This window comes from Paracoccus bogoriensis (assembly GCF_019431455.1).
GTDB classification, from domain to species: Bacteria; Pseudomonadota; Alphaproteobacteria; order Rhodobacterales; family Rhodobacteraceae; genus Paracoccus; species Paracoccus bogoriensis.
Window position 1 is genome coordinate 51196 of sequence record NZ_JAHYSR010000020.1, and the last position, 13146, is coordinate 64341.

Genomic DNA, 13146 nt, shown 5'->3' on the forward strand with positions numbered 1-13146 from the left:
CACAACCCTATAAGCGCGAACTTCATTGGTGTTGGTGGACCCCGCAAGGGGAAACCTGTCGGGCCGGGGATTTCAGGATCGCGGCCAAAGGACAACGCCCTTCGACAATACAAGAAGGAGATCAGCCGTGACCAAACGCACGTCTGCCAAGTACAAGATCGACCGCCGCATGGGCGAGAACATCTGGGGCCGCGCCAAGTCGCCGGTCAACCGCCGCGAATACGGCCCCGGCCAGCACGGCCAGCGTCGCAAGAGCAAGCTGTCGGATTTCGGCACCCAGCTGCGCGCCAAGCAGAAGCTCAAGGGCTACTATGGCGACCTGACCGAAAAGCAGTTCCGCCGCATCTATGCCGAGGCCGAGCGTCTGCGCGGCGATACCGGCGAGATGCTGGTCGGCCTGCTGGAGCGTCGCCTGGACGCGGTCGTCTATCGCGCCAAGTTCGTTCCGACGATCTTCGCTGCGCGCCAGTTCGTCAATCACGGCCATGTCGAAGTGAACGGCAAGCGCGTCAACATCCCCTCTTACCGCGTGAAGGAAGGCGATGTCATCTCGGTGCGTGAGCGTTCGCGCCAACTGGCCATCGTGCTGGAATCGGTCGCCCTGACCGAACGTGACGTGCCCGACTACCTGGACGTGGACCACAACAAGATGACCGCGACCTTCGTGCGCACCCCGGCTCTGAGCGACATTCCCTATCCCGTGCAGATGGAACCGAACCTGGTGGTCGAGTTCTACGCGAAGAACTGACCTTCGCCACACCGCGATGCTTCGGGGGCCGCATCTGACGATGCGGCCCTTTTGCGTCCCGCGACAGGCGGGGGGCTGCCGCCCCCCGCACCCCCCGCCGGCCAAGCCACCGGTAATGCCGATCCCGATGGGGGCTTTCCTAAAGCCCCGGCGCGGCATAAACGGAAGCCGGACAAAGGATAAGGCCATGACCCAGACACCAGTGCAGCCCGGCATCATGGACATCGCGCTTTATGTCAGCGGCGAAAGCGTGCTGGCGGGGCGCAGGGACGTGCTGAAACTGTCCTCGAACGAGAACCCCTTGGGATGCAGCCCTGCCGCAACGCAGGCCTTCCGGGCGGCCTCGGGCGATCTGCACCGCTATCCCTGCACCGACCACGCCAGCCTGCGCCGCGCCATCGGCGAGGTGCACGGGCTGGACCCCGATCGCATCATCTGCGGCGTGGGCTCGGACGAGGTTCTGCAATTCGTGGTGCAGGCCTATGCCGGACCGGGTGACGAGGTCATCACGACCGAACATGGCTTTTCCATGTATCCGATCCTCGCGCGGATGGTGGGCGCCACGCCTGTCACCGTGCCGGAAGTCGCGCGCCGCGTTGATGTGGATGCGATCCTTGCCGCTGTCACGGACCGCACGCGGGTCGTGTTTGTGGCGAACCCCGCCAATCCGACCGGCACGATGTTGACCCAGGCCGAATTGCTGCGTCTGGCCGAGGGGTTACCGCCCTCGGTCCTGTTCGTGCATGACGGCGCCTATACGGAATTTGCCGAAGGCTTCGATGGCGGCGCCTCGCTGGTGGACCGCTTCCCGAATGTGGTGATGACGCGCACCTTCTCGAAGATCCATGGGCTGGGCGGGCTGCGGATTGGCTGGGGTTATGCGGCGCGATCGGTGATCGACGTGCTGAACCGCGTCCGCCAGCCCTTCAACCTGTCCAATGCCCAGATGGCTGCCGCCGAGGCCGCGATCCGCGATCATGACTTTACCCGCCGCTGCGCGGAACTGAACGCTCGCCTGCGCGCCGAGATGCGCGAGGCGCTGACCGGCATGGGGATCGCCTGCGACGAGAGCTTCGCGAATTTCGTGCTGGCGCGCTTCGACAGCCCCGCCACTGCGGAAGCCGCCGACCGGGCGCTGCGCGAGGATGGCATTCTGGTCCGCCGCGTCGCGGGCTATGGCCTGCCTGAGGCGCTGCGCATCACGGTGGGCGACCAGGCGGGGGTCGCGCGCGTGCTGGACTGCCTGCGGCGCTTCATGGCAGGGCGGGTAGCGGCATGATCTACCGGAAGGTTGCGCTGATCGGGCTGGGCCTGATCGCAGGTTCGATGGCCCATGCGATGCGCGAAGCCGGTCTGGCAGGCCGCATCACCGGCTATGCCCGCAGCCGGGAAACCCGCGATGTCGCACGCGAGATCGGACTGTGCGAGGTCTGCGACAGCATGGCCGAAGCAGTGTCGGACGCCGACCTGATCGTGCTGGCGGTGCCGGTCGGCGCCATGGGGCCGGTCATGGCCGAGATTGCGTCGCATCTGGCGCCCGGCGCCACGGTCACGGATGTCGGTTCGGTCAAGCAATCGGTGATCGACGCCGTCGCGCCCCACATCCCCAAGGGTGTGCATTTCATCCCTGGCCATCCGCTGGCCGGGACCGAACATTCCGGACCGCGTGCGGGCTTTGCCAGTCTCTTTCGCAACCGCTGGTGGTTGCTGACTCCCCTGCCCGACACCGATCCGGCGGCGCTTGATCGCCTGGAACGCCTGATCGCGGGCTTGGGCGCAAAGACCGATATGATGGAGGCCGCCCATCACGATCTGGTTCTGGCCGTCACCAGCCACGCGCCGCACCTGATCGCCTACACGATGGTCGGCGTGGCGGATCACCTGCGCCGCGTCTCGGGCGAAGAGGTGATCCAGTATTCGGCAGCGGGCTTTCGTGACTTCACCCGCATCGCGGCCAGCGATCCGACGATGTGGCGCGACGTTTTTCTGCACAACAAGGAAGCAACCCTGGATATTCTCGGCCGCTTCACCGAGGAACTTTTCGTCCTGCAACGCGCCATCCGGATGGGCGACGGCCAGCATCTGCACGACTACTTCACCCGCACCCGCGCCATTCGCCGCGGCATCATCGAGGCCGGTCAGGACACCGAAGCCCCCGATTTCGGCCGGATCGCAGGCGCGGCGGCACCCCCTCCGGGCTGATCAGGGGTTGGGCCCTGCGGCTGAGCTTGTGACCGTGCCCGTAACGGCCCCCGTAACGGACCCCGTGACCGGCAGGACTGCGGCGGGCGCTGGCGGGGCTGTCAGGAGGGGCGCCGGACCGATCGGAACGGGGCCGATCGACATGCGGCCATCTGCCATCGTCAGCAGCAGGCGCAGCTCGCCCTCGGCGGGCGGGGGCATGGCGGGGCCGTGATCGAAAGGGGGCGCGATCTCGGCGCGGGCCAGTTGCGACAGACCGGCCTCGACCAGCAGGCGCGCGGTGTCGGGCAGAAGCCCCGCCGCCGCCAGCACATCAAGCACCGCCCCCGCATCCCGTGCGTAAACCGCCACCTGCCCCTCGGCCAGACCTGCGGCGTCGGGAGTGATCCGGCCGATAACGCGCAGCGCCTGGCCACCAAGCCATAGGTCCATCCCCGCACTCTGGCCGCCAACCAGGCGAGGCATTTGCGGGTCATCGGGCTGAAAGGGAGCGTCCAGCCACAAGGTCGCCTCGCCCTCGATCGAGATTGCGGTGCCCAGCGTCGCCAGAGCAGGCACCAGAGGCGAAAGGGCCTGCGGCGACAGATCGTCAAGCCGGACCATCACGCGATAGGCTGCACGCGCGGCGCGCGGCGAACCGAAGCCCAGCCGGTTCAGATCGAGTTGCAAATCCGCCGCACGCGCCAGCGGCTGGCCGTCCAGCGCCAGATTGCTGCCTTGCATCCGGGCGCGTTTCACGCTGCGGCCATGCAGGGGCGAAAAGCCGATCTCTGCGTCCAGATCCTGCCCGGTCAGGCCCAGGTCGCGCCCGTCAAGCGTCAGCGTCAGGCGGTCGGGCAGCACCAGCCGCAGCGTCAGCGGCGCCAGCGGATCGACCAGAAGCCGCACCTGATCGGCCCTGATGGCAGGACTGCCCGGGCCGATGCGCGGCGCCTCGATCATGACGCCAAGCGATGGCGGCGCGCGCAGGGGCGCGACCGAGGCTGCGGCAAGATCCGGCCTTTTTTCGATTTCGGCCTTCAGGCGGTTCGCGGCCAGGATCTCGCCCCCGAACCAGATGCCGCCCGCCAGAAGAGCCAGCAAGATCGTCAAGACGATGATGGCACGACGCATCGCAAATCGGTCCTTCCCTTGGCGGGCCCGCCGGATCGGCCGCAGGGCCTTTCGCCGACCCCTCGGGCCTCTTATAGAATGAGGCAATGGCGGCAATGCACAAGATAGATTGGATTTTCGGTTACGGATCGTTGATCTGGGATCCCGGATTTCGCCCGGTCGAGATCATCCGGGCCAGCCTTGACGGCTATCGGCGCAGCTTCTGCCTGCGCTCGATCCAGCATCGCGGCACCAGCGCCCGCCCCGGTCTGGTCCTTGGCCTGGACCACGATCCGGGCGCAAGCTGCACGGGCCTTGCCATGCGAATCGCTGCCGCCGATCACGATGAGGTTCTGGCCTATCTGCGCGCCCGCGAACTGGTCACCGACGCCTATTGCGAAGCCGTGCTGCCCCTGACTCTGGAGGATGGGCGGCGGGTCGAGGCCCTGACCTATGTAATGCGGCGCGACCATTGGCAATATGCCGGAAACCTGCCGCCCGAGGAACAGGCGCTGGCCATTGCTGCTGCGGTCGGTGCGCGCGGGCCGAATGCGGATTACCTGTTCAACACCGCCGAGCATCTGGCCCGGATCGGACTGGCCGATCCGCAGCTTGATCATCTGGCCGACAGGGTCCGCAAGCTGTTGGAAAGCCGCGCATCGAAGCCATGACACCAGCACTTGCCACGCTTGGCAAGGCGGCATGGCGCCCCTACACTCGGCCAGGATCAGACAGGGACAGGTGACAGCGTGAGCGAGGGGATCAGCGACAAGACGCCGGATGACAAGACGCCACCGCCTCGACTGACGCTTGGGCCGCGCCGCGTCAGCGCCACCCGCGCCCAAGCCCTGCTGGGCGCCGCCACGCCGCGCTTTTCCCAGCCGGTGCGCCAGATCCTGCTGATGCTGACCGTGCTGGCGCTGGTTCTGCTGGGCGCCTGGTTCACCTATGGCCGCATCCTGCCGATCTTCCTGTCGAACCTATGGCTGAACGGGCTGATCCTGGCGGTCTTTGCGCTTGGGGTTCTGGCCTGTTTCTGGCAGGTCGGCCAACTGGTCCGCTCGGTCAGCTGGATCGAGCGCTTCGCCGCCCGCCGTCGCACGGCGATCGAGCGCGATGCCTCGGTGATGCCTGACGACCAGGCACCGCGCCTGCTGGCACCGCTTGCGGCCATGCTGGGCGCGCGGGGCGCTGCGGGGGGCGCGATCTCGACCCTGTCGGCGCGCTCGATCCTGGAATCGGTGGCGACGCGCATCGACGAGATTCGCGATATCACCCGATACCTGTCTAACCTGCTGATCTTTCTGGGACTTCTGGGCACGTTCTACGGGCTGGCCACGACCGTTCCGGCGGTTGTGGACACGATTCGCGCCCTTGCCCCGCAAGAGGGGCAGACCGGGATCGAATTGTTCGACCAACTGATGACCGGGCTCGAGGCGCAACTGGGCGGCATGGCGGTGGCGTTCTCCTCGTCGCTGCTGGGCCTCGCGGGATCTCTGGTCGTGGGCCTTCTGGAATTGTTCGTCACGCACGGACAGAACCGCTTTTACCGCGAGCTTGAGGAATGGATGTCGGGCTTCACCCGCGTCGGCATGGCTGGACAAGAGGGCGAGGCCATCGACCAGGCCGCGCTGGCCGGCTTCATCGAACAGATGGGCTTGCAGATCGACCGCCTGCAAGAAATCCACGCCACACGTGACGCGGCGCGCGACGACGCGGCAATGCTGGCCGATGAACGTGTCGTGGTGATGGCGCAGGCCATCGAGGCGCTTGTCCTGAGGACCGAGGCGGATCAGGCCGCAGCCAATGCCCGCGCCGAGGCCACGACCCGCGCGCTGGAACAGATCGCGCGCGGACAAGAGCGTCTGATCGAAACGGCAGGCCAAGCCACCGCACCCGACCTGACGCGAATCGAGACCGCCTTGGCACGGCTGGGAACGGAACTTGCCAGCGGCCGCGAAGAGATGCTGGCCGATCTGCGTTCGGATCTGCTGGTGCTGACAAGGGCGGTCCGGGCAGCGCGGTTCGGCGACCCGTTCCGCGACGACCTGCTGGCCCAGCCCCGCCGTCGGGACGAGTAAGCATGGCCCTGCGCGCGAATTCCGGGCAACGCTTCTCGGCCACGATCTGGCCGGGCTTCGTCGATGCCATGACGGCGCTTCTGATGGTGCTGATGTTCGTGCTGACGATCTTCATGGTCGTGCAGTCGGTGCTGCGCGAGCAGATTACCGAACAGGACGACACGATCAGCGACCAGGGACAGATCATCTCGCGGCAAGAGCGGCAGTTGCAGGCTCTGGGTCGTCAGGTCGCGGCGCTTGGGCAGGCCCTCTCTGCCTCCGAGGAACGCGAGGCGGGGCTTGCGCGCGATCTGGCCGCCCAGCAGGCCCGCACCAGCGATCTGGAGGCCGAGGCCCGGGCACGCGCGGCGCAAATCACCCGGCTGAGCGCCCAGCTTGAAACGCGCGAGGCCGAACTGGCCGAGACACGCAGCCGCCTGACCGATTTCGAGGCCGAAGTCGCGACCCTTCTGGCCGCCCGCCTTGAGGACCGGGCTGAGGTCGAGGCCCTGAGCGCAAGCCTCGCCGAGGCCGAGGAACGCGCCTCGGCCGCCGAACTGGCCATCGCCGCCGCCCGTCGCGAGATCGACGCACAGGCCGAAGCCGCCCGCCTTGACGCCGCCCGCCGCGAGGCGCTGGAGGCGCTGACGGCCACGCTCCGCGCCGAACTGGCCGAAGGCGAAGCCGCCCTGACCGAAGCCGAAGCCGCGCGTCTGGCCGAGGCCGAGGCCGCTGCCCTCTTGCGCCGTCGCCTGGAGGCCGCCGATGCCGAACTGACCGCAATGACGCTGGCATTGGAGGAACGTCGCCGCGAGGCCGAAGAAACGCTGACTTTGCTGGCCGCCGCCGAGGCTGCGCGCGACAGGCTGTCAGAGGAACTCGCCGAGCAGACCGACGAGGCGCAGCGTCAGGCGGGGCTGCTGGCCGCCGCCCGCGCCGAACTGGCCCGTCAGGAAGACATGTCCGAAGACAGCCAGCGTCGGGTGGCGCTGCTGAACCAGCAGGTCGCAGAGTTGACCGCGCAGCTCGGCTCGCTTCAGGCGCTGCTGGAAATCGCGGGCGAAGAGCAGGCGCAGGCCGAGTTGCGCGTCGCCGAACTGGGCCAGCAATTGAACGCCGCGCTGCTTCGCAATGCCGAGGAAACGCAGCGCCGCTTGGCGCTGGAGGAAGAGGCTCGCCTGCGCGCCGAGGCCGAAGTGCAGGATCTGGCGCGCTACCGGTCGGAATTCTTTGGCCGGCTGTCGCAGATCCTGTCGGGGCGCGAGGGGGTGCAGGTCGTGGGCGACCGCTTCGTCTTTCAGTCCGAGGTTCTGTTCGCGCCGGGCGAGGCTGCGCTGTCGGATGCGGGCCGCGACCAGGTCGCCGGTCTTGCGCGCCTGCTGACCGACATCGCCGACGAGATCCCGCCCGAGATCGACTGGATCATCCGGGTGGATGGCCATACCGACAACATCCCCCTGTCCGGGACCGGCCGCTTTCGCGACAACTGGGAATTGTCGCAGGCCCGCGCCCTGGCCGTGGTGCGTTATCTGACCGAGGAACTGGGCTTTCCCGCCTCGCGTCTGGCGCCGACCGGCTTTGCCGACACCCGCCCGATCTCGACCGAGGACAGTGCCGAAGGGCGTGCGCTCAACCGCCGGATCGAACTGAAGCTGACCGAAAGGTAAGGCGCCGCGCGGTCAGAGCCGCGCGATCTCGGCCTTGAGCGCCTCGGCCTTGGGATCCGACAGGCCGGCCATGCGGCGAAGATGGCGTTCGAGTTCGGAATTCAATTCTGCCCCGACCAGAACGATGGTCGCATTCAGCCACAGCCAGGTCATCAGCGCGATCACCGCGCCAAGGGCGCCATAGGTCTCGTTATAGTTGCCGAAGTTCGCGGCATACCACGAAAAGAGGATAGAGGTGACAACCAGCGCGATCCCCGCAAGGACTGCCCCTGGCGAAACCCAGCGCCAGCGCGAACTGGGCCGGGATGGGCCCCAGCGATAAATTGCCGCCAAGGCAAGGATGAGAACGGCAAACATGATCGGCCAGCGGATCAGGTTCAGCGTCATCTCGTTGCTGGGCGCCATCGGCACCCACCGCAGCAATGCCGGAATGACAGCAACCATGGAGAACATCACGGCGATCAGCGCCAGCCCGCTCAGCGTGAACACCATCGAAACCAGGTTGAACTTGAGAAAGCTGCGCGTCTCTCGCTGGTAGAAGGCGACGTTCAACGCCGAAAGAAGCGCCTTTGTCCCGCCATTTGCGGACCACAGCGCAACGATCAGAGCCACCAGACCGGCCAGCGAAAGAACGCCCGCCGGATTGCTGGCAATGGCATTGACCTGGGTGCTGATGATCTGCAACCCGCCCTCGGGCAGCAGGTCCGACAAAAGCGACAGATGCCCCTCGATCATCGCCGGATCCGCCATCAGACCGTAAACCGACACAAAGGCCGTGATCGCCGGAAACAGCGACAGAAGGCCGAAAAACGTCACGCCGCCAGAAACATAGGTCACACGGTCTTCGCCGATCCGTTCGATGGTCGATTTGCCGACCGCCACAAGGTCGGACCATCGCAGATCCCGAAGGCCAACATCGCCTCGCACGGTTGCGGCATGGTCGGCCGGTGCCTCGTCATGCTGACCAAAGGGCCGCCCGGTGCGCGGATCGACCGGGCCGAACAGCGCGTCCAGAACGCCCGGACCGGGCTTCTGGCGGCTCATCCGCGGCCTTGGTCGTGCCATTCGCGCCCCCGGCCGGGTCGGCCTGCGCCTGTCACGCCGCGGATCTGGTCGGCGACGCGGCTGAACTGCTCGACGACGCTGCGCGCCTGACCAGCCACGGTGTTGAAGGCGTCGAAAGCATTCAGCACCGAGTTCACCACGGCGTTCAGCCCGGTCGAAACATCGTTGGCGGTTTCGGTCAGCCTTTGCGCCGGCGTGCCCCTGCGGCGCGAGGCCTGGGCGCGCAGGCGCGCGGCGGTCTCGGCATCGGCGCGGGCTTGGGCGCGGACGCGGCGGCGCATTGCCTCGCGCTCGTCCTCATCGATCTGCGCGAAACGCGGCGCCACATGCGCGCGCTCGGCGGGGCGCTGCGGCCCGGCGACCGCGCGGCCCACAGCCAGCCCCGCCGCGGTCAGCCCCGCAACGCCAGCCGCAACCCCACCCCAGACGATGATCCGCGCCGCCAGCGACGGGCGCGGCCAGACCCGCCGCCCGTCGGGCGAGACAGGCCCCGAAGGCGGGATACGCGAGGACGGCATCTTGCGATGCGGATAGGGGCTTGCCGTGCGATGCCCCTCGGGGACGCGACGGGTGCCGAACCGGGTCTGGCTGTCGCGGTCGGCCTCGGTCAGGTGGGGATGGGGGTCTTGGGGGCGCATGAGCGGTCTCCGACTGGCAATGTCTTGCCCTTCAAACCCGCACACGGCGCGGAATGTTCCGCAATCCGGTCCCGGTCGGCATGAAAACTTGCCCCCTGGTCCTGCCAAGGCTATGCCGCGCCCATCGACAAGGAGCCCGCCATGATCCCACGCTATGCCCGCCCCGAAATGGTCGCCATCTGGTCGCCCGAGACGAAGTTCAAGATCTGGTTCGAGATCGAAGCCCATGCCTGTGACGCGCAGGCCGATCTGGGCGTGATCCCGCGCGAGAATGCCGAAGCCGTCTGGCGCGCCAGGGATGTCCAGTTCGACGTGGCCCGCATCGACGAGATCGAGGCCGTCACCAAACATGACGTGATCGCCTTCCTGACCCATCTGGCCGAACATGTCGGCAGTGAAGAGGCGCGTTTCGTTCACCAGGGCATGACCTCGTCGGACGTTCTGGACACGACGCTGAACATCCAGCTTGTCCGCGCCGCCGACATCCTGCTGGCCGACATGGACCGCGTCCTGGCGGCGCTGAAGACGCGCGCCTACGAACACAAGGATACGGTTCGCATCGGCCGCAGTCACGGCATCCATGCCGAGCCAACGACGATGGGTCTGACCTTTGCGCGCTTCTACGCCGAAATGGCGCGCGGCCGTGCGCGCCTTCAGGCCGCGCGGGCCGAGGTAGCCACCGGCGCCATCAGCGGCGCAGTCGGCACTTTTGCCAATATCGACCCGGCGGTCGAGGAACATGTCTGCGCGAAGATGGGCCTGCGCCCCGAGCCGATCAGCACTCAGGTCATCCCCCGCGACCGACATGCGATGTTCTTTGCGGTGCTTGGCGTCATCGCCAGCAGCATCGAGAACATCGCCATCGAGATCCGCCACATGCAGCGCACCGAAGTTCTGGAGGCCGAGGAGTTCTTCAGCCCCGGCCAGAAGGGCAGTTCGGCCATGCCGCACAAGCGCAATCCGGTCCTGACCGAGAACCTGACCGGCCTTGCCCGTCTGGTCCGCATGGCCGTGATCCCCGCGATGGAGAACGTCGCGCTCTGGCACGAGCGCGACATCAGCCATTCCTCGGTCGAGCGCGGCATCGCGCCGGACGCCACGATCACGCTGGATTTCGCGCTGAACCGGCTGGCGGGCGTGATCGAGAAGCTGGTGATCTACCCCGAAAACATGCTGGCCAACCTGAACAGGTTCCGCGGTCTGGTCATGTCGCAGCGCGTGCTGCTGGCGCTGACGCAGGCGGGTGTCAGCCGCGAGGACGCCTATCGACTGGTCCAGCGCAACGCCATGAAGGTCTGGGAGAAGGGCGCCGATTTCCGCGAGGAATTGCTGGCCGATCCCGACGTGACTGCGGCGCTCTCGCCCGCCGAGATCGAGGAAAAGTTCGATCTGGGCTACCATACCAAGCATGTGGACACGATCTTCCGCCGCGTATTCGAGACCGATCCCGTCTGACAATCGGGCGTCGCTAACCGAATCTTAGGCCCTTTGTCGCATCTTGCCGCCGATCGGGAATGTGACAGGGGGCCTTGGCATGGGCGCAGCCATCAGATTGAGCCAGCGGCAAAAGGCGGCGGTGATCGTGCGCCTGCTGCTCGAGGAGGAAGAAGGCATCAGCCTCGAACAATTACCCGGCGAGTGCCAGACCCTGCTGGCGCAGGAAATGGCCGCCATGGATATGATCGACCGCCAGACCCGCGATGCCGTGATCCAGGAATTCTGCGAACATCTCGAATCGGTGGGGGTGACCTTTCCCGGCGATCTGGACGGAACGCTTGCCATGCTGGGCGGCAGCATCTCGGCTGCAAGCAGCGACCGGTTACGCAAGGCGGCCGCGGTCGAGGGGCGCGCCGATCCCTGGCAGCGCATCGCGGATCTGCCGGCCGAGACGCTGATCGCTCTGGCCAAGGGCGAGGCTGCGGAACTCGTGGCGCTGCTCTTGTCGAAACTACCGGTCGAACGCGCGTCCCAGGTGTTCGTGGCCCTGCCCCGCGACCGGGCTCGGGCCGTGGCGCAGGCCATGCCCATGACAGCGGGTGTCAACCCGGCCTCGTTGCACCGGATGGGTTGTGTGCTGCTGCGGGCTGCCGATGCCCTGCCGCGCCCTGCGATCGCAACCCCCGCGACCAGCCGGATGGGGGCGATCCTGAACTTCGCCTCAGCCGATCTGCGCGATCAGGTGCTGGAAACGCTGGACGATGCCGATCCTGGCTTTGCGGAAGAGGTGCGCAAGGCGATCTTTCTCTTCGCGCATATCCCTGCCCGTGTCTTGCCCCGCGACGTTCCCCGCATCCTGCGCGAGGTCGAACAGCCTGTTCTGCTGCGTGCTCTCTCGGCGACCGAGGGCGCGGACGGCGCAGCGGCGGCCTTTCTCATGGAAAACATCTCACAGCGCATGGCAGACGGGCTTCGCGAAGAAATCGAGGCTCTGGGCAAGCAGCGTCCCAAGGATATCGAGGATGCCATGACCGAAGTGGTCGCGGCCATCCGACGCCTCGAAGCGACCGGCGAGATCGCTCTGGCCCCGCCCCAAGCGGAGGATGATGCAGAAGATCATTGATCCGCTTGCCAGCGCCTGCGCCCACAGCAATAACGGCACCACTTGGAGGCCGGGATGACGAACCAGATCGCGATTGCCCTGCTGATGCTGTTTGCCGCGCTTCTGCTGGCGGATCACTTCTGGCTGCAGATGGACATGCCGCTGTTTCTGGCCCGCCAGCTGGACCGTTTCATCGAATATCTCAGCTTCTGGCGCTAGGACGCGGTCTCATGATGCCTGGCCCATAGTCGGACGCAGGCGATGAGGACGGCGGCCAGGTCGTTGCGGGCGGATGTCTCGCAGCGTGTGGCGGTCTTTTGTAAGTGCTTTATCTTGTTGAGTAATTGATCGACCGAGCTGCGCTTGCGAGAGGTCGGGATCGCCGGGCGCTGCACCTTTCTGTCGCGCTGCATGGGGATGTGTCCGCGCCCGCCGCGTGCGGCGATCGGATCTACTTAACCGTCCGGTCTGACTGTTCTTCCATTGCGATGGATCGAGGCATGAAGGCGAAGAGCCGCGCCCCAGCTTCTTCGAGGCCGTCGGTCACCGCCCGGCACTTGAGGCGCCTGAAAGAGGAGTTCCGTCACCGCATCAGAACCCAGACCGTGCTGCCCTGCGCCGAGACCGTGCCGATGCTGCTCTGAGAGTTGCTCGCGTCCGGCCAGATGCAGATGCGCAAGGCCGATGGATGGGAAACCCTCTCTCAGAACTTGTTCAAAGTCTTTTGAGCAGAAGAGTCAAGAAAGCCAAGTGAATGAACTGCAGACTGGTGTTAAGTAGCCGCTCGCAGTTCTTCCACAGCCGCCGATTCTTTTCCAGCCAAGCGAAGCTGCGCTCTACCACCCAGCGTTTGGGGATGACAGAGTTGGTCCTCATTTCCCGGACAGATTCGCGGCGTTGCTAAGCTTGCCAGTTGATCATGCCGCCGCATTCAGGTCTTGGCCCTGATGGGCCTCGACCGGTGCCCTCCCGCCAAGCGCCGAATGGGGGCGCTGGGTGTTGTAAAAGGCAATCCATTTGCCAATGCCTGCGCGCGCGGCGGTGCCGGTCTCGAAGGCATGCAGATAGACGCACTCATACTTCAGCGACCGCCATAGCCGTTCGATCATCACATTGTCCATCCAGCGCCCGCGCC

Annotated in this window: 13 protein-coding genes and 2 pseudogenes; 10 read left to right on the forward strand and 5 right to left on the reverse strand. The window is 66.3% G+C overall.

Annotated elements, in window-relative coordinates:
• Positions 1-127: 127 nt before the first annotated feature.
• From rpsD to KY389_RS10890, 3 genes are all read left to right on the forward strand, one after another.
• A complete protein-coding gene (gene rpsD, locus KY389_RS10880; protein ID WP_219830985.1) occupies positions 128-748 on the forward strand; it encodes a 30S ribosomal protein S4 in 621 nt (206 codons plus the stop codon).
• Positions 749-935: 187 nt separating this feature from the next.
• Positions 936-2027 (forward strand): histidinol-phosphate transaminase, encoded by a 1092-nt coding sequence (gene hisC, locus KY389_RS10885; protein ID WP_219830986.1) that lies wholly within the window; start codon positions 936-938, stop codon positions 2025-2027.
• On the forward strand, positions 2024-2950 hold the full coding sequence (locus KY389_RS10890) for a prephenate/arogenate dehydrogenase family protein (RefSeq protein WP_219830987.1): 927 nt from the start codon (positions 2024-2026) through the stop codon (positions 2948-2950). The genes hisC and KY389_RS10890 overlap by 4 nt, the downstream gene beginning before the upstream one ends.
• Here the strand turns inward: KY389_RS10890 and KY389_RS10895 are convergent, their stop codons facing one another.
• Positions 2951-4063 (reverse strand): DUF2125 domain-containing protein, encoded by a 1113-nt coding sequence (locus KY389_RS10895; protein ID WP_219830988.1) that lies wholly within the window; start codon positions 4061-4063, stop codon positions 2951-2953.
• A 95-nt stretch (positions 4064-4158) separates the two neighbouring features.
• On the opposite strand from KY389_RS10895, the gene KY389_RS10900 reads away from it, so the two are divergent.
• From KY389_RS10900 to KY389_RS10910, 3 genes are all read left to right on the forward strand, one after another.
• On the forward strand, positions 4159-4713 hold the full coding sequence (locus KY389_RS10900) for a gamma-glutamylcyclotransferase (RefSeq protein ID WP_219830989.1): 555 nt from the start codon (positions 4159-4161) through the stop codon (positions 4711-4713).
• Positions 4714-4890: 177 nt separating this feature from the next.
• Positions 4891-6123 (forward strand): biopolymer transporter ExbB, encoded by a 1233-nt coding sequence (locus KY389_RS10905; protein ID WP_219830999.1) that lies wholly within the window; start codon positions 4891-4893, stop codon positions 6121-6123.
• A gap of 2 nt (positions 6124-6125) precedes the next feature.
• On the forward strand, positions 6126-7769 hold the full coding sequence (locus KY389_RS10910) for a peptidoglycan -binding protein (protein ID WP_219830990.1): 1644 nt from the start codon (positions 6126-6128) through the stop codon (positions 7767-7769).
• A 12-nt stretch (positions 7770-7781) separates the two neighbouring features.
• On the opposite strand, the gene KY389_RS10915 is transcribed toward KY389_RS10910, so the two are convergent.
• Both KY389_RS10915 and KY389_RS10920 read right to left on the reverse strand, forming a co-directional pair.
• On the reverse strand, positions 7782-8813 hold the full coding sequence (locus tag KY389_RS10915; RefSeq protein WP_219830991.1) for a YihY/virulence factor BrkB family protein: 1032 nt from the start codon (positions 8811-8813) through the stop codon (positions 7782-7784).
• Complete coding sequence (locus KY389_RS10920; protein WP_219830992.1) at positions 8810-9472, reverse strand: hypothetical protein; 663 nt, start codon at positions 9470-9472, stop codon at positions 8810-8812. Before KY389_RS10920 ends, KY389_RS10915 begins: the two co-directional genes overlap by 4 nt.
• Before the next feature lie 141 nt (positions 9473-9613).
• On the opposite strand from KY389_RS10920, the gene purB reads away from it, so the two are divergent.
• From purB to KY389_RS10940, 4 genes and pseudogenes are all read left to right on the forward strand, one after another.
• Positions 9614-10927, forward strand: coding sequence for an adenylosuccinate lyase (gene purB, locus KY389_RS10925; protein WP_219830993.1), 1314 nt, complete (start codon positions 9614-9616; stop codon positions 10925-10927).
• Positions 10928-11006: 79 nt separating this feature from the next.
• Complete coding sequence (locus tag KY389_RS10930; protein ID WP_219830994.1) at positions 11007-12032, forward strand: FliG C-terminal domain-containing protein; 1026 nt, start codon at positions 11007-11009, stop codon at positions 12030-12032.
• A gap of 54 nt (positions 12033-12086) precedes the next feature.
• A complete protein-coding gene (locus KY389_RS10935; RefSeq protein WP_219830995.1) occupies positions 12087-12230 on the forward strand; it encodes a hypothetical protein in 144 nt (47 codons plus the stop codon).
• Between the two features lie 344 nt (positions 12231-12574).
• Positions 12575-12739: pseudogene (locus KY389_RS10940) on the forward strand (IS256 family transposase); the annotation flags it as partial.
• On the opposite strand, the pseudogene KY389_RS10945 reads toward KY389_RS10940, so the two are convergent.
• Both KY389_RS10945 and KY389_RS10950 read right to left on the reverse strand, forming a co-directional pair.
• Positions 12726-12875, reverse strand: a pseudogene (locus KY389_RS10945) (transposase); the annotation flags it as partial. The pseudogenes KY389_RS10940 and KY389_RS10945 sit on opposite strands and share 14 nt — an antisense overlap.
• A 53-nt stretch (positions 12876-12928) precedes the next feature.
• On the reverse strand, positions 12929-13146 hold a 218-nt coding region (locus KY389_RS10950; RefSeq protein WP_219830996.1), incomplete at its 5' end, for an integrase core domain-containing protein.

Excerpts from the sequence above, each read along its gene's own strand:
- KY389_RS10920 (WP_219830992.1), bottom strand. The coding sequence starts at position 9,472 with ATGCGCCCCCAAGACCCCCATCCCCACCTGACCGAGGCCGACCGCGAC.
- KY389_RS10935 (WP_219830995.1), top strand. The coding sequence starts at position 12,087 with ATGACGAACCAGATCGCGATTGCCCTGCTGATGCTGTTTGCCGCGCTT.
- KY389_RS10895 (WP_219830988.1), bottom strand. The coding sequence starts at position 4,063 with ATGCGTCGTGCCATCATCGTCTTGACGATCTTGCTGGCTCTTCTGGCG.
- KY389_RS10890 (WP_219830987.1), top strand. The coding sequence starts at position 2,024 with ATGATCTACCGGAAGGTTGCGCTGATCGGGCTGGGCCTGATCGCAGGT.
- hisC (WP_219830986.1), top strand. The coding sequence starts at position 936 with ATGACCCAGACACCAGTGCAGCCCGGCATCATGGACATCGCGCTTTAT.
- KY389_RS10930 (WP_219830994.1), top strand. The coding sequence starts at position 11,007 with ATGGGCGCAGCCATCAGATTGAGCCAGCGGCAAAAGGCGGCGGTGATC.
- KY389_RS10910 (WP_219830990.1), top strand. The coding sequence starts at position 6,126 with ATGGCCCTGCGCGCGAATTCCGGGCAACGCTTCTCGGCCACGATCTGG.
- KY389_RS10915 (WP_219830991.1), bottom strand. The coding sequence starts at position 8,813 with ATGAGCCGCCAGAAGCCCGGTCCGGGCGTTCTGGACGCGCTGTTCGGC.
- KY389_RS10900 (WP_219830989.1), top strand. The coding sequence starts at position 4,159 with ATGCACAAGATAGATTGGATTTTCGGTTACGGATCGTTGATCTGGGAT.
- purB (WP_219830993.1), top strand. The coding sequence starts at position 9,614 with ATGATCCCACGCTATGCCCGCCCCGAAATGGTCGCCATCTGGTCGCCC.